General features: G+C 70.1%; 23 protein-coding genes. 15 read left to right on the plus strand and 8 right to left on the minus strand.

The features are described from left to right. Positions 1 to 17 precede the first annotated feature (17 nt). Positions 18 to 572 (minus strand): SixA phosphatase family protein, encoded by a 555-nt coding sequence (locus VFB40_RS03755; RefSeq protein ID WP_324847850.1) that lies wholly within the window; start codon positions 570 to 572, stop codon positions 18 to 20. Between the two features lie 109 nt (positions 573 to 681). Here VFB40_RS03755 and VFB40_RS03760 point away from each other — a divergent pair, with 109 nt between their 5' ends. Genes VFB40_RS03760 through VFB40_RS03770 form a run of 3 tightly spaced genes read left to right on the plus strand, consistent with a single transcriptional unit; the run spans position 682 to position 3621 of the window. Further along, positions 682 to 969 (plus strand): metal-sensitive transcriptional regulator, encoded by a 288-nt coding sequence (locus tag VFB40_RS03760; RefSeq protein WP_324847851.1) that lies wholly within the window; start codon positions 682 to 684, stop codon positions 967 to 969. Between the two features lie 20 nt (positions 970 to 989). Continuing rightward, the gene (locus VFB40_RS03765; RefSeq protein WP_324847852.1) at positions 990 to 1217 is read left to right on the plus strand and encodes a heavy-metal-associated domain-containing protein; all 228 of its coding nucleotides are present in this window, start codon (positions 990 to 992) and stop codon (positions 1215 to 1217) included. A gap of 52 nt (positions 1218 to 1269) precedes the next feature. Beyond that, positions 1270 to 3621, plus strand: coding sequence for a heavy metal translocating P-type ATPase (locus VFB40_RS03770; protein WP_324847853.1), 2352 nt, complete (start codon positions 1270 to 1272; stop codon positions 3619 to 3621). Positions 3622 to 3694: 73 nt separating this feature from the next. On the opposite strand, the gene VFB40_RS03775 is transcribed toward VFB40_RS03770, so the two are convergent. The 5 genes from VFB40_RS03775 to VFB40_RS03795 all read right to left on the minus strand — a co-directional run bounded on the left by VFB40_RS03775 (position 3695) and on the right by VFB40_RS03795 (position 9471). After that, positions 3695 to 4750 (minus strand): threonine aldolase family protein, encoded by a 1056-nt coding sequence (locus tag VFB40_RS03775; protein ID WP_349261332.1) that lies wholly within the window; start codon positions 4748 to 4750, stop codon positions 3695 to 3697. Between the two features lie 74 nt (positions 4751 to 4824). Beyond that, on the minus strand, positions 4825 to 6213 hold the full coding sequence (locus VFB40_RS03780; protein WP_324847855.1) for a DUF6421 family protein: 1389 nt from the start codon (positions 6211 to 6213) through the stop codon (positions 4825 to 4827). Positions 6214 to 6400: 187 nt separating this feature from the next. Beyond that, positions 6401 to 7144 (minus strand): M50 family metallopeptidase, encoded by a 744-nt coding sequence (locus VFB40_RS03785; RefSeq protein WP_324847856.1) that lies wholly within the window; start codon positions 7142 to 7144, stop codon positions 6401 to 6403. A 13-nt stretch (positions 7145 to 7157) separates the two neighbouring features. Further along, a complete protein-coding gene (locus VFB40_RS03790; protein WP_324847857.1) occupies positions 7158 to 8339 on the minus strand; it encodes a beta propeller lectin in 1182 nt (393 codons plus the stop codon). Positions 8340 to 8418: 79 nt separating this feature from the next. Continuing rightward, entirely contained in the window at positions 8419 to 9471 is a 1053-nt protein-coding gene (locus VFB40_RS03795) for a hypothetical protein (protein ID WP_324847858.1), read from the minus strand. Positions 9472 to 9864: 393 nt separating this feature from the next. On the opposite strand from VFB40_RS03795, the gene leuS reads away from it, so the two are divergent. Both leuS and VFB40_RS03805 read left to right on the plus strand, forming a co-directional pair. Continuing rightward, entirely contained in the window at positions 9865 to 12747 is a 2883-nt protein-coding gene (leuS, locus tag VFB40_RS03800; RefSeq protein WP_324847859.1) for a leucine--tRNA ligase, read from the plus strand. A gap of 137 nt (positions 12748 to 12884) precedes the next feature. Then, the gene (locus VFB40_RS03805; protein ID WP_324847860.1) at positions 12885 to 13403 is read left to right on the plus strand and encodes a prepilin peptidase; all 519 of its coding nucleotides are present in this window, start codon (positions 12885 to 12887) and stop codon (positions 13401 to 13403) included. A gap of 21 nt (positions 13404 to 13424) precedes the next feature. On the opposite strand, the gene VFB40_RS03810 is transcribed toward VFB40_RS03805, so the two are convergent. Next, the gene (locus VFB40_RS03810; protein WP_324847861.1) at positions 13425 to 14483 is read right to left on the minus strand and encodes a hypothetical protein; all 1059 of its coding nucleotides are present in this window, start codon (positions 14481 to 14483) and stop codon (positions 13425 to 13427) included. Further along, positions 14474 to 15133, minus strand: a complete 660-nt coding sequence (locus tag VFB40_RS03815; protein WP_324847862.1) for a hypothetical protein — start codon at positions 15131 to 15133, stop codon at positions 14474 to 14476. The genes VFB40_RS03810 and VFB40_RS03815 overlap by 10 nt, the downstream gene beginning before the upstream one ends. 361 nt (positions 15134 to 15494) lie before the next feature. Between VFB40_RS03815 and VFB40_RS03820 the strand changes: the two genes are divergently transcribed. The 10 genes from VFB40_RS03820 to VFB40_RS03865 form a co-directional block, all read left to right on the plus strand. Continuing rightward, the gene (locus VFB40_RS03820; RefSeq protein ID WP_324847863.1) at positions 15495 to 16256 is read left to right on the plus strand and encodes a hypothetical protein; all 762 of its coding nucleotides are present in this window, start codon (positions 15495 to 15497) and stop codon (positions 16254 to 16256) included. A gap of 12 nt (positions 16257 to 16268) precedes the next feature. Beyond that, positions 16269 to 17162 (plus strand): CpaE/TadZ family protein, encoded by an 894-nt coding sequence (locus VFB40_RS03825; protein WP_324847864.1) that lies wholly within the window; start codon positions 16269 to 16271, stop codon positions 17160 to 17162. Continuing rightward, the gene (locus tag VFB40_RS03830; protein ID WP_324847865.1) at positions 17162 to 18460 is read left to right on the plus strand and encodes a TadA family conjugal transfer-associated ATPase; all 1299 of its coding nucleotides are present in this window, start codon (positions 17162 to 17164) and stop codon (positions 18458 to 18460) included. Before VFB40_RS03825 ends, VFB40_RS03830 begins: the two co-directional genes overlap by 1 nt. 60 nt (positions 18461 to 18520) lie before the next feature. Beyond that, positions 18521 to 19468 (plus strand): type II secretion system F family protein, encoded by a 948-nt coding sequence (locus VFB40_RS03835; RefSeq protein WP_349261333.1) that lies wholly within the window; start codon positions 18521 to 18523, stop codon positions 19466 to 19468. Then, positions 19468 to 20367 (plus strand): type II secretion system F family protein, encoded by a 900-nt coding sequence (locus VFB40_RS03840; protein ID WP_324847867.1) that lies wholly within the window; start codon positions 19468 to 19470, stop codon positions 20365 to 20367. Before VFB40_RS03835 ends, VFB40_RS03840 begins: the two co-directional genes overlap by 1 nt. A 29-nt stretch (positions 20368 to 20396) precedes the next feature. Next, on the plus strand, positions 20397 to 20666 hold the full coding sequence (locus VFB40_RS03845) for a Flp family type IVb pilin (RefSeq protein ID WP_324847868.1): 270 nt from the start codon (positions 20397 to 20399) through the stop codon (positions 20664 to 20666). 7 nt (positions 20667 to 20673) lie between these two features. Further along, positions 20674 to 21141, plus strand: coding sequence for a TadE family protein (locus tag VFB40_RS03850; protein WP_324847869.1), 468 nt, complete (start codon positions 20674 to 20676; stop codon positions 21139 to 21141). Positions 21142 to 21185: 44 nt separating this feature from the next. Next, complete coding sequence (locus VFB40_RS03855; RefSeq protein WP_324847870.1) at positions 21186 to 21626, plus strand: TadE/TadG family type IV pilus assembly protein; 441 nt, start codon at positions 21186 to 21188, stop codon at positions 21624 to 21626. Continuing rightward, entirely contained in the window at positions 21626 to 22096 is a 471-nt protein-coding gene (locus VFB40_RS03860) for a pilus assembly protein TadG-related protein (protein ID WP_324847871.1), read from the plus strand. Before VFB40_RS03855 ends, VFB40_RS03860 begins: the two co-directional genes overlap by 1 nt. A gap of 20 nt (positions 22097 to 22116) precedes the next feature. Then, a partial coding sequence (locus tag VFB40_RS03865) for a LysM peptidoglycan-binding domain-containing protein (protein ID WP_324847872.1) occupies positions 22117 to 23671 on the plus strand: 1555 nt, incomplete at its 3' end.

The raw sequence follows: 23671 nt of genomic DNA on the forward strand, positions 1-23671 counted from the left end.
TAAGGCGGAGGCGCTCGTCAGTCGCCGTGGTCGGTGTCGTCTCCGCGTGGGATCGCGAACTCGGTAAGCAGTGCGGCGCCCGGTACCAGGTCCGCCCACTCGCCGCGCAGGCTGAACAACGCGATGCCCGAGGTCGGGTACTTCTCGCGGGCGCGACTCAGCGGCGCGCCGGAGTCCTCGTCGGCGAGTGTCACCGCGAGGTGTTGCATGCCGGGGTTGTGGCCGACGAGCACCAGCCCGCGGACGCGCGCCGGTGTCTCGCGCAGCACGGTGTACAGCGTGGACGTCGTCGCGGCGTACACCCTGCCGTCGAAGATCGGCGCCGGTGGGTCGTCCAGTTCCTCGGCGACCAGGTCCCAGGTCTCGCGGGTGCGCCGGGCGGGGGAGCACACGACCCGGTCGATGGCGAAGCCGTCGAGCCGCTGCCCGGTTTCGCGCAGCCAGCGACCCGCGGCGGGGGCGTCACGCCGCCCGCGCTCGGCGAGCGGCCGTTGCCGGTCCTCGACATCCGGCCAGGCGGCCTTCGCGTGTCGCAGGACGATCAGATGCCTGGTGGTGACAGGTGCGGTCACCCGTACAGCTTTGCAGAGCGAGTCAAGCCCGGCATTCCAGGGACGCGCCGGAAGCATCAGATACCGGGGAGGGGTATGCGAAGATACCCCACAGGGGTATGCTGGAGTCATGGAGGGACACGGGTACACCGCGCACAAGCAGGATTACTTGAAGCGGCTGCGCCGGATAGAAGGCCAGGTCCGCGGCTTGCAGCGGATGGTCGAAGAGGACAGCTACTGCATTGACATCCTCACCCAGGTCTCCGCGGCTACGAAGGCTTTGCAGTCGGTGGCGATCGGCCTGCTCGAGGAGCATCTCGCGCACTGCGTCGCGGCTGCCGTGGCCGAGGGCGGGGACACCGCCGACGCGAAGGTGAAAGAGGCCGCCGACGCCATCGCCCGGCTGGTTCGTTCGTGAAAGAGGAGTGGAGCAAAGCAATGAGCACCAACACGGACAAGAGCATCGTCACCGACTACACCGTCAGCGGCATGACCTGCGGGCACTGCGTCGCGTCGGTGACCGAGGAGGTCGGCGCGCTCGACGGCGTCTCCGCGGTGGACGTGGACCTGGCCTCGGGCCGGGTCACGGTGACCAGCGAGCGGCCGCTGCCGGTCGCCGAGGTCCAGGCGGCCGTGGATGAGGCCGGTTACCAGCTGGTCTCCTGACCGGCCGAGGGCGGCTGACGGGGCGGCGAACGACCGAGTGGCGATGGAAGCGATGACTACCGAGACCGACAACGCGCGGGTGCAGCTGGACATCGCCGGCATGACCTGCGCGTCCTGTGCGACGCGGATCGAGCGCAAGCTCAACCGGCTCGACGGAGTCACGGCGACGGTGAACTACGCCACCGAACAAGCCAGCGTCGAGTATCCGCGGGCACTGAGTCCGCGGGACCTCGTCGCCGTCGTCGAAGCCGCCGGGTACCAGGCGACCGTGCCCGCCCCGCGCACGGCCCCCGACGCCGCGAATGAGGGCTCGACGACAGCGCCGGAACAGGCCACTGATGGGGCGGATGCTGATGACTCCGCGGGCTCGGCGAACTCCGCGGATTCGGCCACCGAAGCCGCCGCTGCCCTGCTGCGGCGCCTGACGACGTCCGCGGCTCTCGCGCTGCCGGTCCTGCTGATGGCGATGATCCCGGCGCTGCAGTTCCGCAACTGGCAGTGGCTCTCGCTGACGCTCGCCGCCCCGGTCGTGGTGTGGGGCGGCTGGCCGTTCCACCGCGCCGCGTTCACGAACCTGCGTCACGGCGCGGCGACGATGGACACGCTGATCTCCCTCGGCACGCTCGCCGCCTTCGCCTGGTCGCTGTACGCGCTCTTCTTCGGCGACGCCGGGCGACCCGGCATGCGGATGCCCTTCGAGCTGATCGCGAGCGGCTCCGGGACCGACGCGATCTACCTCGAGGTGGCCTCGGCGGTGATCGTCTTCATCCTGGCCGGCCGCTACTTCGAGGCGAGGGCGAAGCGCCGGTCCGGGGCCGCTCTCAGAGCTCTGCTGCACCTCGGGGCGAAGGACGTGGCCGTGCTGCGGGACGGCCGCGAGACCCGCGTCCCGATCGGGCAGCTGGCGCGCGGCGACCGGTTCGTGGTGCGGCCGGGGGAGAAGGTCGCCACCGACGGCGTGGTCGTCGAGGGACGCTGCGCGATCGACGCCAGCCTGCTGACCGGCGAGTCCGTGCCGGTCGAGGTCGGCCCCGGCGACGCGGTGACCGGCGCGACCGTCAACGCGGGCGGGCGGATCGTGGTGCGCGCCACGCGGATCGGCGCCGAGACGCAGCTGGCCCAGATCGCGCGGCTGGTGGTGGAGGCGCAGACCGGAAAGGCCGCGGTCCAGCGGCTCGCCGACCGCGTCTCAGCGGTCTTCGTCCCGATCGTGATCGTGCTTTCGCTCGCGACCCTGGCCGGCTGGCTGCTCGCGGGCGAGGGCGCCGCGCGGGCCTTCACCTCCGCCGTCGCCGTGCTGATCATCGCCTGCCCTTGCGCTCTCGGCCTCGCGACGCCCACCGCGCTGCTCGTCGGCACCGGACGCGGCGCGCAACTCGGCATCCTGATCAAAGGCCCCGAGGTGCTGGAATCCACCCGGCGCGTCGACACGATCGTGCTCGACAAGACCGGGACGGTGACCACCGGCGAGATGACACTGCTGCGGACCATCACCGCGTCAGCCTCCGACGACAGGGTCGACAGGCTCGATGGGCTCGGCAGGATCGACGAGACGCAGGTCCTCCGGTTCGCCGGCGCCGTCGAATCCGCCTCGGAGCACCCGATCGCGCGCGCCGTAGCCAAGGCCGCGACGCACCGCCTCGGCACGCTGCCGCGCGTCGATCGGTTCTCGAACACGGACGGCCTCGGCGTCGAAGGGCTCGTCGAAGGTCGCGAGGTGCTGGTCGGACGCCCGCGGCTGCTGGCCGAGCGCGGCATCGAACTTCCGGCGGACTTGGACGAAGCGCGGGTCGTCGCGGAGGCGGAAGGAGCGACTGCCGTCGCAGTGGCCTGGGACGGAGCGGCGCGTGCGGTCCTCGTCGTCGGCGACGTGGTCAAGCCCGGATCGGCCGACGCAGTGGCCAGGCTGCGCGCCCTCGGCCTGACTCCGATCCTGCTCACCGGCGACAACGCGCGGGCCGCGCGCCGCATCGCCGAGCAGGTCGGCATCGACGAAGGCGACGTGATCGCTGAGGTGCTGCCGGCGGAGAAGGCGGAGCACGTGAAGCGGCTGCAGGCAGAGGGCCGCACGGTCGCCATGGTCGGCGACGGAGTCAACGACGCGGCCGCGCTCGCGCAAGCAGACCTCGGCCTGGCGATGGGCACCGGAGCCGACGCGGCGATCGAGGCCGCGGACCTGACGCTGGTGGGCGGAGATCCGCGCAGCCTGCCCGACGCGATCCGGCTCTCCCGCCGGACCCTGGCCACTATCAAGGGCAACCTGTTCTGGGCCTTCGCCTACAACGTCGCCGCGCTGCCGCTGGCCGCCGCCGGACTGCTCGGCCCGCTGATCGCGGGCGCGGCGATGGCGGGCTCGTCCGTCTTCGTGGTCTCCAACAGCCTGCGACTGCGCCGGTTCAGCTGAGGGGCAAGCCGCATCAGGATTGCGTGTCCCGCTGAACTGGACAGCGTGGTTGAGGTGACGTCAGTTGTCCCGCTCAGCTGGACAGTTCCTCGGCTACCGCGGCGCCGAACGCGTCGATGTCCGCCTCGGTCGTGTCGAAGGACGCCATCCAGCGCACCTCGCCGGTGCGCTCGTTCCACGTGTAGAACCGGAACCGCTTCTGCAGCCGCTCGGTCACGTCCCGCGGCAGGATCGCGAACACCGCGTTCGCCTGCACCTCCTGCGTGATCTGCAGGCCCGGCAGGTCACGCACCTCGTCGGCCAGCCGGCGAGCCATCGCGTTCGCGTGGCTCGCGTTGCGCAGCCACAGGTCACCGCCGAGCAGCGCCTCGAACTGCACCGACACGAAGCGCATCTTGGAGGCCAGCTGCATTGCCGCCTTGCGCAGGAACTGCATGCCGCGCACCGCGTCCGGGTTCAGCACGACGACCGCCTCACCGAGCAGCATGCCGTTCTTCGTGCCGCCGAAGGACAGCACGTCGACGCCGACGTCCGTGGTGAACGCGCGCAGCGGCAGGTTCAGCGTCGCCGCGGCGTTGGCCAGGCGCGCCCCGTCGACGTGCACCTTCATGCCGTGTCCGTGCGCCTGCTCGCAGATCGCTGCGATCTCCTCGGGTGAGTAGCAGGTGCCCAGCTCGGTCGTCTGCGCGATCGAGACGATGCGCGGCTGCGCCCGGTGCTCATCGCCCCAACCCCAGGCGTGCCGCGCGATCAGGTCCGGCGTCAGCTTGCCGTCCGGCGTGGGCAGTGTCAGCAGCTTGAGACCGGCGACCTTCTCCGGCGCGCCGCACTCGTCCACGTTGATGTGCGCGGTCTCCGCGCAGACGACCGATTCCCAGCGCTCGGTCATCGCCTGCAGCCCGACGACGTTGGCGCCGGTGCCGTTGAACACCGGATACGCGGTGGCCTGCTCGCCGAAGTGCCGCCGGAACACCTCCTGCAGATGCTCGGTGTAGGCGTCCTCGCCGTAGCTGACCTGATGGCCGCCGTTGGCGACGGCGAGCGCGTCGAGGATCTCCGGGTGCACGCCGGCGTAGTTGTCGCTGGCGAAACCGCGGGAGTCCGGGTCGTGTCGTCGCTCTACCGTCATCAGATCCGCTCGCTGTTCGTCGCCGTGCCGCTGCTTGTTCTCGCCGCTGCTTGTTCTCACTGAGCCTAAGCGGTCTACGCCGCGTGCCCTCCGGTGATCCCCTTCGTCGAGGCCACCACGTCGCGCAGCTTCTTCTCCAGCGCCTCGTAGAACATGCTGAGCGGGAACTCGTCCGGCAGCACCTGGTTGACCAGCTCCTTGGGCGGGCCGTCCAGCGGCAGCACCTCGGCCCACGGCTGGCTCAGACCGCGCGCCCAGGTCGAGGCCGGGTTCGGCGTGACGTACTCGGCGACCAGCTCGTAGGCGGCGATCCAGTGCGCGGTCTTCGGCCGGTCGATGCCGTCGCGGTACAGCTTCTCGACCCGCTCGCACAGCGCGATCACCGCCGGGGCTACCCGCTGCCAGTCGATGGTCAGCCGGTTGTCGGTCCAGCGCAGCACGTCGTTCTTGTGCAGGTAGGCGAAGAGCAGCTGCCCGCCGAGGCCGTCGTAGTTGCGGATCCGGTTGCCGGTGATCGGGAAGCGAAAGAGCCGGTCGAACAGGATGGCGTGCTGCACGGCGCGGCCCTGCTCGAGGCCGTCGGCCTCCAGCCGCACCGCCTCGCGGAAGGTGTTCAGGTCGCAGCGCAGCTCTTCGAGCGAGTACAACCAGTACGGCATCCGCTGCTTGATCATGAAGGGGTCGAAGGGCAGGTCGCCGTGGCTGTGGGTGCGGTCGTGGACCATGTCCCAGAGCACGAAGGCGTCCTGGGCGCGCTGCTGCGAGCCGATCAGCTCGGCCGCCTCTGCGGGCAGCTCGAGCCGCACGGTCTCGGCGGCAGCCTTGGTCACCACGCGGAAGCGGGCGGACTCGCGGTCGCAGAAGATCGCGCCCCAGGTGTACACCGGCACCTCGCGCACGGCGACGGTCTCGGGGAAGAGCACGGCCGAGTTGGTGTCGTAGCCGGCGGTGAAGGCGGTGAACGCGACCGGCACGAACATCGGGTTGTCGTAGCGGCTGTGCTCCAGCTCGGCCAGCCAATCCGGCCAGACCACGCGCAACAGCACGGCCTCGACGTTGCGGTCCGGGTTGCCGTTCTGGGTGTACATCGGAAAGACGACGAGGTGCTCAAGACCGTCGACCCGCTGCCGCTCGGGCCGGAAGGCGAGCAGCGAGTCGAGGAAGTCCGGCACGCCGAACCCGCCGTCCGCCCATCGCGCGAAGTCGGCGCGCAAGGCGGCGTGGTACTCGGCGTCATGCGGGAACAGCGGCGCGAGCGCGTCGAGCGCGTCCAGCAGCGCGCCCACCGCGGCCCGGGCGTCCGCCAGGTCGTGGGCCTCGGGATCGATCGAGCCGTCCTTCGCCTGCAGCGGCCGGATCTCCTCCACCGCGGCGACGAGCCGGTGCCAGGCGGGATGCCGCTGCGCCCCCGACTCGGCGGGCCGTCCGGCCGGATGGTCGAGGATCACACCTATCTCCGTCATAGCCCGCTCCGTCAGAAGAATTTACGCTGATCAAGCCTTGATCTTGTAAGAATTGTCGCCGATGGCGTGAATGAGTGCAAGACCTGAGGTGGGCAGGCGGAACTGCCCAGCCGCAGGAGCGCGGCCGGGCAGCGGTGAGGGAGCGGTAAGGCAGCGGTAAGGCAGCGGAGCGAGGGTAAGCGGCGGGTCAGTGCGCGGAGGCGGTCGCCGTGTGGAACGCCGTCGGAACCAGCCAGTGCCCGCCGAGCACCACCGAGCCCAGCGCGACCACCACGAAAAGGAACACCCACAGCCCGGCCGGAAGCTTGGTGAGCTTGCCCAGCTGGTCCGCGTCCGAGTCCGGGGCGCGGCCGCCGCGGCGCTGCCACTGCAGCTCGAAGACCGGGCGCACCCCGCCGAGCAGCAGGAACCAGACCGCCAGGTACGCGAACCCGGCCTGCACCTTCGGATCGGCGTACCAGGACACGATGAAGGCCAGCGCCCCGGTGACGACGACCGCGAGCAGGCCGAAGAAGTTGCGCAGCATCAGCAGCATGAGGGCGAGCAGCCCGACGCACACCCACAGCAACGCCGTGATATGCCCGCGGCCGAGCAGCGCCGCGCCGCCGAGACCGAAGAGCGAGGGCGCGATGTAGCCGGACAGCGCCGTGAGCACCATGCCGAAGCCGTACGGCTTCCCGTACGAGACGGTGACGCCCGAAGTGTCCGCGTGTAACCGGATTCCGCTCAGTTTGCGGCCGGTGAGCAGCGCGGCGACCGCGTGGCCGCCCTCGTGCGCGATCGTCACCGCGTTGCGGGCCACCCGCCAGACCGGCCGGTAAGCGACGGTCGCCAGCGCCAACGACGCCGCGGTGAGCACGAGCCAGCGCGGCGCGGCGGGCTGCGCGGCGGTGATCTCGTGCCACAGCTCGTTGAGATTCGACACGGCCATGTCGGCAAGGATGCTAGATCCGATACGGTCCGGTCCAGCCACCATCCTGAGCCGTGTAATAAATCGGCGGCGCGGAGAACTCGTCGAGCACGAATACGTCGAGTTCGTTCGCCCCCGCGCGGTACCCGGTCGCGATCGCTGCGCCCGGCGGGAGACCGACACCGTTCGGTACCACGCCGACCGACCACATACCGTCCGGCTCCTGCGCGTATTGACGAAGCCGGCCGTTTTCATCGACGACGAAGACGAGCAACTGACGCCCGCCATTCTGATAACCCGTCGCGAGCGCGGACGGCGCGTGCAACCCACCGCCCGGCAGTACTTGCGCGTCCCAGCCGAACCGTTCCCGCCGAAACGCACAAAGGCGACCCTGCACATCCACGGTGAACAGGGTCAGCTCACCTCCGCCGCCCGGATAGCCGGTGGCGAGCGGCGCCCCCGGCGGCAGTTCGAAGTCCTGCGCCAGTTGCAGGTGCGGCGACTCGACGTCCCACGCGCCGTCCGCCGTCTCCGAAACCGCCTGCAACTGGCCGGCGCGGTCGATCGCGAACAGGGTCAGCTTCATGCCGCTGTTCTGATATCCGGTCGACAGATTCGCCCCGTGCGGCAGCGGCGTCTCCAGCGGAACCCGGCGCGGGTACCAGCGCCCGTCATCAGTCCCCTGAAAGATGAGCGGTTCGCCGGAACGCCCGACCACGAACACGTCGAGCACCGAGCCGCCGCCCTGATAGCCGGTGGCGATACACGCGCCGGGCGGAATGCCCACAGCTTCCGGCACGACGTCGGCTTCCCACGCGCGTCCCCCGGGCGTGAGATAGATACGCAGCATTCCGTCGCGGTCGACGGCGAACACGTCGAGCTGTGCGCCCCGGGCCTGGTAACCGGTCATCAGGGCGCCGGGAGGGTGCAGGTCGGTGCCGAAGGGTAGGCCGTCGGCTTGAGGCAGCGTGACGCCCGCCCACGTCGTGCCGTCCTGGACGGCGCAGCGCAGAACGCCGCTGGAGTCGATGTGGAAGACGTGCAAGCGGTCAGGTGCGCGCCGTAGGCCGGTCGCAAGCTGCCCCCCGACGCGGCTCACGAGTGAACTCCTCCCCCTTCTGTCTGATGTGCGTCCATGGTGGGACATGAAGGGCTCGGACGGTACGGTTTTCGTAAAGATTTCATGTTCTGAACGTAGAACCGCGCCGCTGATCATTTCGGAGATCATTTCCGGGCACGGCGCAGCGGTTTCCGTACCGGCGTGATCCTGCCGACGTGCTTGACTGAAGCCCTGGTCAGCTCGTCGCGTTGACCAGGGCCTGATACGTCGCCGTGTCGCAGGCGCCGTCGGGCGTGGCCTGACCTTGATCGTGTTGCAGATAGTCGTATTTGAACGCGCGAATAGCCGACGTGGTGGCGTTCTGGTAAAAGCCGACGTCGTCAGTCGGGCTCCACCACCGATTGCCGGTGTCAGCCATCGTGCGCCCGGTCAGGCCGTACTGCGACGCGTCGCGACTCAGGGCCAGATAACGCAGCTTCGCGAGCCGGCTTTGAATGTCGGCGACCAGCGGTTGATAGTCGCTCGTCCACCTGATCGGCTCGAAACTCGCCACGGCGCTCGGGTGCGGCGAAGGCTTGGCGGGGCTGGGCGACGGGGCCGGGCTGTGGCCGGGGGAGTGGCTCGGCGAAAGAGTCGGGCTCGGCCGGTGCGACGTCGCGGCCGGCGGCACCGGATGCGCGGCGCTCGCGGTGGCCGACTTGGTCGGCATGGCGGTGGGCGCCAGCGGCCCGCTGGAGTGACCCGCGGCTATCACCACCAGCGCGATCGCGGCGATCGCACCCAGCAGTACCGAAACGCCGATGGTGGCCGGCAGCCGCGACGGCTTGCCGCTGCCGCCGCTGTGCCGCGGCGAGTGGTCGTGTTCCGGGTCGGGCGGCGGCGGGACCGGCGCGATGTACCCGCCTGCGCCTGCGCTCTGCGCGCCGACCGACTTCGGAGTCGGCGTGGCGATCGTGGTCGGGCCGCGCAGGTCGGGCACGGACACCGTCGGCACGACTACGGCCGGCCCGCTCGGCGAGGGCGGCATTCCCGGAACCGGGGGCAGCGGCGGGGGCGTCTCAGTGATCGTAGTCGGGGCGGCGGACTCCCCGGCCAGCGCCTCCCGCAGGGCTTTGACATCGATCGGCCGGGTCAGGTCGTGCGGTCCGACCGGAACCAGGGCCGTGGTCGCGTCGGAGGACTCGACCTGCGCGTCGAGCGCGCGACGGAACGCGGAAGCCTGGCCGGGCGGCTGCCCGCCGGCTGTGGGTGCCGACGACTCGGCGCCGGGTAACTGGGGAGCGTCCACTGATCCTCTACCTGGGATGGGTGTTGGGGACACACCGTTAGTCGCCCGGACGCTACCGCATCACGGTCACCTTCCGTAAGGCATGCGAGCTCTCACACCGATAACGACGCAGTGTCGAGCAGGACATTGCCGACCATGCCGACCACGAGCGTGTCACCTGGACTGCCCGGTCGCGGTGGTACCCTGTTCCCGTGCACGCAGTACGCCTGCTCCTTACCGGGCCGCGCTGAGAGCGAAAGAGCCCCGATCCCGGGCTCCTCAGCGTGGCGACCCCTCCTGCGCGAGGGGTTTTCGCATTTCTGGCGCCAGTGTCGTTCGGCTCGGCAGAGCGGGCCCGCACCGGCCGGCGCCATCGAACCGGTAGTAGACGGACAGACACCCTGAGGGGACCTCATGAGCGAGAGCACCAAGCCGCCGGCTTCGGACGAGCCCGCCTTCCGGTACACCGCGGCGATGGCGGGCGAGATCGAGGCGCGCTGGCAGGCGTACTGGGCACAGCACGGCACGTTCGAGGCGCCGAACCCGTCCGGGCCGCTGGCCACGGACACCCCCGTGCCGGGCAAGAAGTACTTCGTCCTGGACATGTTCCCGTACCCGTCGGGCTCGGGCCTGCACGTCGGCCACCCGCTGGGCTTCATCGCCACCGACGTGTTCGGGCGCTATCAGCGGATGCTGGGCTACAACGTGCTGCACGCGATGGGCTTCGACGCCTTCGGCCTGCCTGCCGAGCAGTACGCCGTGCAGACCGGCACGCATCCGCGGGTCACCACAGAGAAGAACATCGAGCGCTACCGGGCCCAGATCAACCGGATCGGCCTGGCGCACGACAAGCGCCGCGGCGTCGCGACCACCGACGTCTCGTTCTACCGCTGGACCCAGTGGATCTTCCTGCAGATTTTCAACTCCTGGTACGACCGCGACGCGCGCAGGGCCAGGCCGATCAGCGAGCTGACCGCGCAGTTCGAGGCGGGCACCCGGGCCACGCCGGACGGCCGCGCCTGGTCCGGGCTGACGCCCGCCGAGCGCGCCGACGTGATCGACGGCTACCGGCTGGCCTACATCTCCGAGGCTCCGGTCAACTGGTGCCCCGGCCTGGGCACCGTGCTGGCCAACGAGGAGGTCACCGCGGACGGCCGCTCCGAGCGCGGCAACTACCCGGTGTTCAAGCGCAACCTGCGCCAGTGGATGATGCGCATCACCGCCTACGGCGACCGGCTGCTGGAGGACCTGGACCGGCTGGACTGGCCCGAGCCGATCAAGCTGATGCAGCGCAACTGGATCGGCCGCTCCGAGGGCGCCCGGGTCCGGTTCCCGATCGCCGCCGAGGACTGCGGCGAGATCGAGGTCTTCACCACCCGCCCGGACACCCTGTTCGGCGCGACCTACATGGTCCTGGCCCCCGAGCACCCGCTGGTCGACCAGATCGTGCCGGCTGCGTGGCCGGACGGGACGCGGGAAGCGTGGACCGGCGGCGCCGCGACCCCGACCGAGGCCGTCACCGCGTACAAGGCGCAGGCCGCCGCGAAGACCGAGGTCGAGCGGCAGACCGAGGGCCGGCAGAAGACCGGCGTCTTCACCGGCGCCTACGCGATCAACCCGGTCAACGGCGAGCGCGTCCCGGTGTTCGTTGCGGACTACGTGCTGTGGGGCTACGGCACCGGCGCGATCATGGCTGTCCCCGCGCACGACCAGCGCGACTTCGAGTTCGCCCGGGCCTTCGACCTGCCGATGCGGATCGTGGTCTCGCCGGGCGAGGGCGTGTCGCAGGACGTTGACGAGTGGACCGAGGCCTTCGACTCCTACGAGGCGCAGTCGGTCAACTCGGCCAACGCGGAGGTCTCGCTGGACGGCCTGGTGGTCGTCGAGGCCAAGAAGCGGATCATCGCCTGGCTGGAGGAGAAGGGCTACGGCACCGGCACGGTGACCTACCGGCTGCGCGACTGGCTGTTCTCCCGGCAGCGCTACTGGGGCGAGCCGTTCCCGATCGTGTACGACGCCGAAGACCCGATGCACGCGATCGCGCTGCCCGAGAGCATGCTGCCGCTGGAGCTGCCGGAGATCGCCGACTACGCGCCGCAGGCCTTCGACCCGGACGACGCGACCTCCGAGCCCGCGCCGCCGCTGGCCCGCGCGAACGAGTGGGTCGAGGTGGAACTGGACCTGGGCGACGGCCGCGGCGTGCGCAGGTACCGCCGGGAGACCAACACCATGCCGCAGTGGGCCGGCTCCTGCTGGTACCCGCTGCGCTACCTGGACCCGACCAACGAGGACCGGTTCGTCGGCGTCGAGGTCGAGAAGTATTGGATGGGACCGCGCGACGCCGAGGACGTCGGCGGCGTGGACCTGTACGTCGGCGGTGCGGAGCACGCGGTGCTGCACCTGCTGTACTCCCGGTTCTGGCACAAGGTGCTGTACGACCTGGGGCACGTGTCGTCGGCCGAACCGTTCCGCAAGCTGTTCAACCAGGGCTACATCCAGGCATACGCATACACGGACGAGCGCGGCGTGTACGTACCGGCTGAGGAAGTGGAGGAAGTCGACGGCGTCTACTACTTCCACGGCCAGAAGGTGAACCGCGAATACGGCAAGATGGGCAAGTCGCTGAAGAACTCGGTCACCCCCGACGAGTTCTGCGACACCTTCGGCGCCGACACGCTGCGCGTCTATGAGATGTCGATGGGCCCGCTGGAAGTCTCGCGGCCCTGGGAGACCAAGGCGGTCGCGGGCTCGTTCCGCTTCCTGCAGCGGGTCTGGCGCAACATCGTGGACGAGGGCACCGGCGCCGTCCGGGTCGCCGACACCGAGCCGGACCTGCCGACGCTGCGCGCGCTGCACGCGGCGATCGCGGGCGTCCGCGAGGACCTGGACCACCTGCGCTTCAACACGGCCATCGCGAAGCTGATCGTGCTGAACAACCACCTGACCAAGCTGCCCGAGGTGCCGCGCAGCGTGGCGGAGGCGCTGGTCGTGATGGTCGCGCCGATCGCGCCGCACATGGCCGAGGAGCTGTGGGACAAGCTGGGCCACGAGGGCACGGTCACCTACACGCCGTTCCCGGTGGCCGACCCGCAGTACCTGGTCGCGGACGAGGTCACCTGCGTGGTCCAGGTCGCCGGCAAGCTGCGCGACAAGCTGCAGGTCCCGCCGGACATCAGCGAGGACGCGCTGCGCGAGCTGGCGCTGGCGGCGGAAGGCGTGCGCCGCGCGCTGGACGGCCGCGGCGTGCGGACGGTGATCGTGCGCGCGCCGAAGCTGGTGAACGTCGTCCCGGCGTAACGCGGCAGCGAAGCGAAGGGACGCCTCGGGCTGGAATTCCATCCAGCCCGGGGCGTTGTGCATCCTCGCGTCCGCCTGTCCCCACAAGTTGTGCGGTTCGCCTGGTGTGATCAACGGCGGCCGATAGAGTCACCGAGGTGACGCACGCGAACCTCAGCCTGACGACGCCCGCCCTCGTGGTGAGCATCGTCGTGTACGTACTCTTTGCCGCAGGCAGCATCGTGCTTGCAGTCATCGACGCGCGCACCCAGTTGCTGCCGAATCGCATCGTCTTCCCGCTCTACGGCATCGGCCTTGCGGGCTTCGGCCTGATCACGGCGCTACTGCACGACCATGCGGCGGTAACGCACCTGGTGACGGCGCTGGCCGCGATGGCCGTGCTGTTCGGGATCTTCTACGCCATCGCGATGTTCGGGCCGATGGGCTACGGCGACGTGAAGCTCGCCGGCGTCATCGGCCTCTACCTCGGCTGGCTCGCGGTCCCGGTCGTCTTCGCCGGAATCCTGCTCGGCACGGTGGTCGCTGCTCTCGTCGCGATCGGCACCGCCGCGTGGCGCTCCGTGCGACGCCGACCCTGGCGCCGCATGGAGATCGCGTACGGCCCCTATCTCCTGCTCGGCGCCTGGGTCGCCATCCTGCTTAACTTCTGGGGCTGACTCGGTCGGGTCGATGTGCGACTAGTGCCCGACGACCGTTTGGATCTCCTGGACGATGACCGGGCCGAACGTCTGCCTGACCGGACCGATCGGCTTCGTCCAGCCGGGTTCGCCGGTAACGGGATCGCCGGTCCAGGTCACATTCCACATGCTGCTCTCAACCAGCGTGTAGCCAGTGGTGGTCGATTTGAGGAAGGTGACCTGGCAGCCGGACTGCAAGCTGCCGTCGGCGTTGAAGTAGCAGGTAACCGAGGGCGGCGACATGACGCCGGGTTCTTGGGCACTGAACGTCACCGAGACGGGGTTCGCGTTGACCGTGCTGCTTTGGCCGGTGGTCGGCAGCGTCGCGGTCGCCGTGTACGTGTGGAAGCCGTTCGCCCCCGGCGCGTTGGTGATCAGTGTGGCCAAGTTCACGGTCTGCGTCGCGTTCAGCTTCGGGCTGAAGGTTGGCCAACCAGGGATGACCTTCGTATTGGCCGCGGCGTACTCGGCGAGCAGGTTCGGGTCCATGACCGGCACTCCGGGCGGCGGGGCGCCGTCGGCGAGCCAGAACCATTCCTCGTATTGGTTGGCCACGCCGAGGCTTGACTGCAGGGCGACGTAATCGCCATAGCCTGCGTCGGGAGTGCAGGCGATCGCGTACCACTTGCCGCCGCTCAAGCCCTGGTTATACGGCGGCGCACTTAGCCCGACAGCTGAATCGACGCCCTTTCCGTCGTGGTAAATCGCGTAGAACGCGTTCCTGATGGCGTCTTCCTGCGCGTGCAGGTAGAAGGCGTAGACCTGTGCCATATAGGCCGCGAAGCCGTCCGGCGTGTAAGCCGGATCGACGCCGTAGCCCGAGTTGAGCTCGAGCCAGCACTTGGGCGGCGTCCAGCCGTCCGGCGAGTACGGTGAGCCGCCGCCCGAGTACACGCTGCCGCTCAACTCGACATGCGTGGCGATCCAGAATCCTCCGGAGCCGCCCGTGTCCGCCCGCGCGCCGGAGCCGGCCGCGCCGGAGAGGCCGAGCCCGGCCAGCAGCGCCACGGAGGCCACCCACCTGGTCATCCGCGTCCTGGCCGTCTTCGTCACATGCACGACTGCCTCCCCACCTGAGCCGACGCGTACACGATGGCCCACGCTCCGCCGGAGTTCTTCTCGAACGCGGTGTCCCACCACGAGAAGGCCGCCGTGCCGGTCGCGGCCGCGCCCTTCTTCTGTCCGGTCTTGAAGCTGACCGGCACCACCTTCGACGTGTCCTGGCAGAAGAACACGTCCGCCACCTTCCCGGTGAACTTCACGTTGAACCCGTAAAAGCGCACGGAACCGGTGGGGCGCTCGCCGGCCTGAGCGAAGGTGTTGATCATCGAGTACAGGTTCCCGCGCGCGAACGACGTGGTAAGGCTCTGATAGAGCGCGTCATTCGGCGCGTTGCGGGAAACCGCCTGCTCATACGCCATGAGCATGGCTCGGGTCTGACTCATCAGGGCGTCCTGCGTCGCGTCCCCGGTCGGGTTGATCTCGACGTCCACCTTGTAGTCCGCCGGAATCTGCCCCGCGACGCTCGCGGTCGCGGTCACCGCCGCGTTCGCCGAGTCCTGCGCGGCGCCGACCCCGGGCAGGGCCGCCGGCGGCTGCGAGGCGGAGGCGCCGCAACCGGACAGCATCGCCGCAGCCGTCACGGCCGCCACGGCGCCGGCGGCGAAGGGTGCGAAGCGGGCGAAAACGCCGTGATTGCGACGGAGCATGGGATCCCGTCCCCAGGGCCGGCCCGGAGTGCTGAACTGACTGCTCGTCGGCCCGTGGCGCGATGTTGACAAGTCGGCTACGGATCGTACCGGCCGCAGTAGGCTGCCGGTAGTCGCAGAAGCCGGATTTAACCGAATCTTTTTCTACCGAACCGTCGGAAACCCGGCGGGACGGACGCGTGAGGTCGCAGTTTCGCCGATCTTGGCCCCGAGGTCTGTTCTTCAGCGTCACCGCGTGAGTACTATCAGCTTCCGACCCGGGCCGGGAGCCCGGCTTCCAGCGCAAACTCCAATAACAACCCTGACTCGAAGCTTCCGCGTACCCTGACGAACCGATTGGCCGGGGGGCCTGAACACCGTGATGAACAACGACAACGGCGCACCGCCGGCCGGCGGGGGGTGGAAGCCGTCCGCGTCCCCATCCCCGTCCACGGCGACCATCGCCGGCCGGTCCGTGCCGGGCGGGCCTCCCCCGTCGAACGTCCGGCCGCCCTCCGCGCCGCGCAACCGCAAGCCCGCGCTGGCCGCCCTCGGCCTGCTGCTCGTCCTGGTCGGCGCGCTGGCCTCGGTTTATCTCCAGCAGCGGGCGGGGAATCGAGTCGGTGTCGTCGAGATCGTCAAGCGGGTGCCGCAGGGACAGGCCATCACCACCGACTCGATCGGCGAGGTGATGGTCGCGGTGGACTCGAACATCAGTTACGTCACCTGGGCACAGGCCCGGGCTGGTGTGCTGCACGGGTACACCGCGCGTACCGACCTGCTGCCAGGCACCCTGCTGGTCGGCCAGATGCTGACCACCGTGCAGCCGCTGTCGCAGGGGCAGGAGGTGGTCGGACTCTCGCTCAAAGACGGCCAGTATCCAATCGGCATCCAGGTGGGGGACACGGTGAGCGCGTACTACGTCTCGAACAAGAACGATGACAAAACCGGACAGGCTTACCTCACCGACGGATTCACCACACCGCCGATCGTCGCGAGCGTGCGGGTGTACGACGTGGGCACGGCGGCCACCAACGGCGTGCTCGACGTCTCGCTGGTGCTGAGCCAGCAGAGCGCGAACGCCGTCACACAGGCCGCCTCCGGCGGCAACCTCGTGCTCGTCTTCGACAAGCACACCCAGTAGCGGGCTGTAGTCATGGCATTGATCGTCGTCGCCGGCGACAAGGGCTCACCCGGGGTCACCACCGCCTCGGTGGCGCTGGCGGCTTCGTGGCCGCGCCGCGCGCTGATGGCCGAGTGCGATCCGCACGGCGGGGACCTGGTCTACCGGCTGGCCGCGGACCACGGCGGCCCGCTGGACCCGAACCGCGGCCTGCTCTCCATCGCGATCGCCGCGCGGCGCGGTTTCGAGGCCTCCGCGCTGCCGCAGCACGTGCAGCGGATCACCGGCGGGCTCGAGGTGATCGTCGGCCTCGGTACCGCCGAACAGTCCGCCGCGGTGTCGGGGCACTGGCCGCAGCTCGGCCGCTGCTTCGACCACTACGCCGCGATCCCGCACGGCGCGGACGTCATCGCGGACTGCGGCCGCGTCGGCCCCGACTCGCCGACGCTGGAGCTGATGCCGTACGCCGCGCTGGTGCTGCTGATCGCCCGCGCCGACGCCGAGCAGGTGGCGCACGTGCGCGACCGCGTCAACGGCTTGTCTAACCGGCTGCACGGCAACCAGGGCTCCTCCGCCTCGGTCGCCCGTCCGCCGATCGGCGTGGTGCTGATCGCCCCGCCGAAGGAGGCCAGACGGGCCGCCGGCCAGGTCGGCGAACTGCTCTCGGTCACCGCGGGCGGCGGCGAGGTGCTCGGCGTGATCGCCGACGACCCGGACGGCGCGGCGGCGCTCAACGGCCGCGGCCGGGCCCGCGTCGACAAGTCGCTGCTCATCCGCTCCGCGCGCGACGTGGCCCTCTCGGTGACGCGGCGGTACGGCCTGCTGAACGTCACGTCGCAGGCGCCCGCTCAGGCGCCGGGGCTCAGCCAGGGGCAAGGGCAGGGCCACAGCCAGGGCCAGGCGTTCGGCCAGGCGGTGGGTGCCTGATGGACCACGGGCTCGTCAAGCGGCTGCGCCAGGAGGTCGGCGACCGGATCGCGGAGCAGCGCCGGCTCGACCAGATCTCCGGCCTGCCGCCGATGACCGGCGAGGACGAGCGGCAGTACGCGCGCGCCGTGATCGGGCAGGTGCTGGACGAGCACACGCGCAGCGAGGTCACCCTCGGCCGCACCCCGCCGAACGCCGAGGAGGAGGAGGCGCTGGCCTCCGGCATCCACGCGGCGCTGTTCGGCGTCGGGCGGCTCCAGCCGCTGCTGGACGATCCGGAGATCGAGAACATCGACATCAACGGCTGCGACCGGGTGTTCCTCTCCTACGCCGACGGCCGCGAGGTCATGGGCGAACCGGTGGCCGAGTCCGACGACGAACTCACCGAGCTGATACAGGTGCTCGGCGCGTACTCCGGCCTGTCCTCGCGTCCGTTCGACTCGGCCAATCCGCAGCTGGACCTGCGCCTGCCAGACGGCTCGCGGCTGTCCGCGGTGATGGACGTCACCCGCCGGCCCGCGGTCTCGATCCGCCGCGCCAGGCTCGGCAAGGTGTTCCTCTCCGACCTGGTCGGCAACGGCACGCTGGTGCCCGAGCTCGGCTCGTTCCTGTCCGCCGCGGTCGCCGCCCGCAAGAACCTGATGATCGCCGGCTCGACCAACGCCGGGAAGACCACCCTGCTGCGCGCGATGGCCAACGAGATCCCGTCGCACGAGCGCCTGATCACCGTGGAGCGTGCGCTCGAGCTCGGTCTCGACCAGTTCCCCGAGCTGCACCCGAACGCGGTCGCCTTCGAGGAGCGGCTGCCGAACTCGGAGGGCCTCGGCGCGATCTCGATGGCCGAGCTGGTGCGCCGCTCGCTGCGCATGAACCCCTCCCGGGTGATCGTCGGCGAGGTGCTCGGCGACGAGATCGTCACGATGCTCAACGCCATGTCGCAGGGCAACGACGGCTCGCTGTCCACGATCCACGCCAACTCCTCGCTGGAAGTCTTCAACCGCATCTCCACCTATGCGCTGCAGGCCGTGGAGCGGCTCCCGGTCGAGGCCTCGCACATGCTGATCGCGGGCGCCATCGACTTCGTGGTCTTCATCGAGAAACGCAACGACTACGCGCGCGGCGGCACGCTGCGCCGCTTCGTCTCCTCGGTGCGCGAGGTCAACGGCGTGGACGGCCGGGTGCTCTCGTCGGAAGTGTTCGCGCCGGGGCTGGACGGGCGCGCCGTGCCGCATTCGCCGATCTCCTGCCTGGAAGAGCTGGTCGCGAACGGCTACGTGCCCAGCGGGTTGTGGCGGTGATCTGGTGACGAACCGAGGTGTGGCGCCGTGAACCCGTCCGAGCTGCTTACCCAGGACACCATGCTCGCGCTGGTGGTCGGCGTCGCGGCCGGGCTCGGGCTCGCGCTCCTCGTCGCCGGGCTGATCGGCTGGCCGGGCAAGCCCAGGGACGCGAAGGCGACCTCCGACGCCGACCGGATGCGCAAGCTCGGCCAGCGCCTGGTGATCGCGCTGGCCATCGGCCTGGTCGTGGGCCTGGCGAGCCAGTGGCCGGTGCTCGGACTCGGCACGATCGCGTTGGTGCTGTTCTGGAACCAGCTGTTCGGCGGCGCGGCCGCGGAGAAGCTGGCGATGCGCCGGGTCGAGGCGCTGGCGATGTGGACCGAGGCGCTGCGCGACACGATCGCCGGCGCGGTGGGCCTCGAGCAGGCGATCCCGTCCTCGGCCCGCGGTGCGGACCCGGTGCTGCGCGACAATCTCAACGCCCTGCTGGACCGGCTGCGCGGGCGGATGCCGCTGTCCGAGGCCTTGCAGCACCTGGCCGACGACCTGAACGACCCGTCGGCGGACCTGGTGATCGCGGCGCTGATCCTCAACTCCAAGCTGCGCGGTCCCGGACTGCGCGAGGTGCTGACCGCGCTCGGCAAATCAGCCCGCGAAGAAGTCGACATGCGCCAGCGGGTCATCGCGCAGCGCGCCGGAACCCGCCGCTCGGTGCAGATCATCGTCACCGTCGTGGTCGTGTTCGTGCTCGGCATGGCGATCTTCAACCGGCACTTCGTCGAGCCGTTCGGCACGCCGGTCGGCCAGCTGGTGCTCGCCGTCGTGCTCGGACTTTTCGCGGCCGGATTCATCTGGCTGCGGCGCCTGGCCAGGGTGGAGTCGCCGAGCCGGTTCCTGCTGCGGCACGCCGCGCCCGCGCAGCCCCAAGCATCGCTGGGCGGCCAGCTGGCCGTGGCCGACCCGGCCGGGCTCTCGTTCCAGCCGGGGATGTCGCCGCCCGGACCGCGACCGGGCGGAGGCCGCTGATGCTTACCGAAGTCGTCGTCGGGGCGCTGTGCGGGCTGGGCCTCTTCGTGGTCATCAGAGCCCTCATTCCGTCGCGGCCGGGCGCGGCCGCGCAGGTCGCGCAGATCGACGCCTTGCGCGCCCGCGGCCAGTTCGGCGCCCCTTCGCCCGCCGAGGAGTCGATTCGCGGGCGCATCGGCTTCCGCGTCGCGCAGTTCTACGCCAGGCAGGGCTGGCAGCAGCGCTCGGTCCGCGCCGACCTCGCCCTGCTGGAGCGCTCCTGGCAGGAGTTCCTGGTCACCAAGCTGGGGCTGGCGGCGCTCGGCTTCGTCTTCGGCCCGGTGCTCTTCGTGCTGCTGTGGTTCGCCGGGCTGCACCTGACCCCGATCATCCCGATCTGGCTGGCGCTGGCCTTCGGCGGGCTCTGCTTCATCCTGCCCGACCTCGAAGTGCGCCGGGACGCCTCCGCCAAGCGCGACGACTTCCGCAGGGTGGTGGCCGCGTACCTGGACCTGGTGTCGATGAACCTGGCCGGCGGCCGCGGACTGCCCGAGGCGCTGATGACGGCGGCCGAGGTCAGCGACGGCTGGGCGCTGCGCCGGGTGCGCGACTGCCTGACCGACGCCCGGCTCTCCGGCGTGCCGCAGTGGAGCGCGCTCGGCGACCTCGGCACCGAGATCGGCATCAAGGAACTGACCGACCTGGGGGCCGCGCTCAACCTGGTGGCCGACGACGGCGCCAAGGTGCGCGCCTCGCTGGCCTCCCGCGCCGAGACGATGCGGCGCCGGGAGCTCGCGGAAATGGAAGGCAAGGCCGGCGCGCGCTCCCAGTCGATGCTGGTGGCGCAGATCCTGCTGGCCGCCGGATTCCTGATCTTCATCGTATATCCGGCCGCGGTCCGAATCTTTCAGCTGCAGTGACCGCGGCACTACCGAAGGAGGGAACTGGGATGGGCACAGTGTTCGGCGGCCCAGCGCTGCAGTACGCGTGGGTGAGCCTGCGCGCCCGAATCGCGCAGGTCCGCTCCGGTGAGAGGGAGCGGGGCGCGTCGGCGGTCGAGTGGGTGGTGATCTCGATGATCGTGGTCGGCATCTGCGTCGCGGTCGGCGTCCTGCTGTCCACCGCCCTCACCACGAAGGCGACGGACGTGGGCAACTGCATCGCCGGCGCGAACAACGCGGGCGGCTGCGGCTCAGGCACCAACGGCGGAGGCAAGTGAGCGTCAGGTGAAGCAGCGCAGCGGGGGAACCCGAACGCGCCGAGACGCCGCAGGAAAGCGCGGCCGCGACCGCGAACGCGGCGTCTCGGCGATCGAGTTCGTCCTGCTGACCCCGCTGCTGTTCTTCCTGATCTTCGCCACCGTGCAGTTCGCGATCTACTTCTACGCCCGGCATGTCGCGATCGCGGCGGCGCAGGAGGGCGATCGGGTGGCGCGCGAGGAGCGGGCCAATCCGAACGAAAACTGGTCCGGCGACGCGGTGCAGAAGACGCACGACTGGGTCAACCAGTTGGCATCGGGCATGGTGGACAACCTGCGGGTGCCGCCGCCCGGCGAGTCGGGGACGCCCGGCGCGGCCTCGTGGACCGTGTCGGTCACCGTCACCGCCACCGTCCACTCCCTGTGGGGCGACATGAACGTCACCGAGACCAGCGCCGGTCCGGTTGAGCAGTTCATCCAGGACACCGGCCGCTGAGCGGGCCGGCGATGAACGCGACGATGAATGAGGCGAGGAGCGTGATGAGGAGACCGCGGCGGGACGGCGGGCGCGAGGCCGGCATGTCCGTCCTCGAAGTCGTGCTGCTCGCGCCGCTGGTCATCGGGTTCATCATGATCCTGGTCGTGTTCGGAGTGCTGGTGAACGCGCGCGGCAACGTCCAGGGCGCGGCCCGCGACGCGGCGCGGATCGGGTCCCTGCAACGCGACGACACGAGCGCTCAAGGCGCGGCCCAGAACACGGCCGCCACGGAACTCGCGCGTACCTGCCCCGGGGCGGTCGTCACGCAGGTGAACCCGAACGACACCGCGCAGAACTCCCAGGACTTCACGGCCGGCGGGCTGTTCACCATCAAGGTCAGCTGCACCATTCCGCTCACCGGCCTGGACTGGTTCAGCCTCGGCGCGAAGACGATCACCGCCTACTCGACCGCGCCGCTCGACACGTTCCGCAGGACCGGCTGATGCGTGCCCGGTTCGGTATCAGGAAGCCGATTCGCCGACGGCCGTCCGGCGAACGGGGATCCTTCACGTTCGCCGTGATCTTCTGGGCCCTGATGGCGATGATGCTGGCCGGGCTGGTGGTGGACGGCGGCCTCGCGCTCACCGAACGCCAGCGCGCCGGGGACATCGCCGAGCAGGCGGCCCGCGCCGCGGCCAACGACCTCGACCAGAACGCGCTCCGCAACGGTCAATACGTACTCGCCGGCGACGCCTGTCAGCGAGCGGAGCTCGTCGGTTCCGCGGCGGGAGGCGCAAAGGCCGTGGTCACCTGCGGCGCAGTTGGATCGCTGACATTGCCCAACGGGCTGGTTGTGCCCACCATGACGGTAAACGTCGAGATCACCTACGATCCGATCCTTCTCGGCATGGTCATGAAAGGGCCCGTGTTCGCCAACGCGAGTGCCACCGCCCATCCCCAGCCGGGACCTTGAGCCGGAGAGAGAGGAACGCCATGAACCCGCCGACGAGCGCGCCCTCCCGGTCCGGCCAGCCCGGCCAAGCGCAGTCATACTCGGGGCTTGGGCCTGCATCGCAGGGCTCGCATCCGGGTGGTTGGGATCCGCAGCCGCAGCGCATCAAGCACCGCCGCACCGGCGGCGACGTGCTCAAGGGCCTCGGCGCGTTCATCGCGCTGGTGGTCCTGCTCGGCGCGATCCCGCTCGCGCTCGTGCTCTTCATCGGCTGGCCGTTGCCGCACCACATGCCGACCGCGGACATGTTCAACCGGCCGATCACGCCGCACGTACTGCTCGACGCCTTGGCGGTCATCGTCTGGCTGGCGTGGGCGCAGTTCGCGGCCTGCGTGATCGTCGAGTTCGTCGCGGCGAAGCGCGGAATCGGCCTGCCGGCGCACATACCCGGCGCCGGTCCGAGCCAGTTCCTCGCCCGTCAACTGGTCGCGGCGCTGCTGATGATCACGGCCTCGGCCGCCTCGTTCGTGCCCAACCTCGCACACCTCGGCTCGCATCCCGCCCCGTCAGCGGCGAGCCCCACGGTGGCCACTGCGGGCCGGCTCCCTGCGGCCAATCAGCACGCTGCGATCACCGTCACCGCGGCATCGCATACTTCCCTCCAAGCTGCCTACACCGGCAACCTGCCGGCGCTTCGCGGTGAATCAGGGCTGCGCGTCGCGGACAACGCCACCGTTGCCTCACTCAGTGCCACCAAGCTGTACCGTGTCCAGCCGCCGCACGGCAGGCACCACGACTCGCTCTGGGAGATCGCGCAGCGGCACCTCGGCGACGGCCGCAGGTACAAGGAGATCTTCGAGCTCAACAAGGACCGCGTGCAGCCGGATGGTTCGCGGCTGACCCACGCGGCTCTGATCCGGCCCGGCTGGATCCTGATGATGCCGGCCGACGCCACCGGCGGTGACCTCGTCGTCGAACCGGCGCCGATCTCCCCGAACAATCTCAGCCCGGCCCAGACCGGCGGCATCCAACTCAACCCCGGACAGTCGGATACGACGCAGCCGGGCCAGCAACAGGGCACGAATACGCAGGGCGCTCCGTCCGGTGTCCATTCGTCCCACGCGATTCCGTCACAGACGGCTTTCTCGCTCGGCAGCGGTAGTGGTAACGGTGGTACCGGCGGCCAGACCGCGTCGTCCGCGTTGACACCGGTTCCCTCGACGCCGCCTCCGACGATCACCGGAGCGACCCCTTCCGGCCAGCAGCCCGAGAACCCGCAAGCCGCACCAAGCACCGCGGATTCGCAGCCTTCTGCGGACGACTCCAACTCGGGTACCTCGGCCGAGAACCAGCGGAATCATGCGACTCAGGACTCGCAGAAAGCCACCATCGCCCAGTCCGCCGAGGAGATCGCGAAGCTCGCCAGCGCCGCCGCGGAAGCCGCGGCCAGCGCGCCGAACGCCGCCGCCCCTCCCGCCGGCACATCCCCCGCCGCCATGTCCCCGGTAGCTGGCCCCGCCGCCGCCCCTCCCGCTGCCGGGCCCCCGGCCATTGCCCCGGCCGCCGCCTCTCCTGCCGCCGCCCCTCCCGCCGCCG

This window comes from Actinocrinis sp. (assembly GCF_035650855.1).
In the GTDB taxonomy this organism is placed as follows: Bacteria; Actinomycetota; Actinomycetes; order Streptomycetales; family Catenulisporaceae; genus Actinocrinis.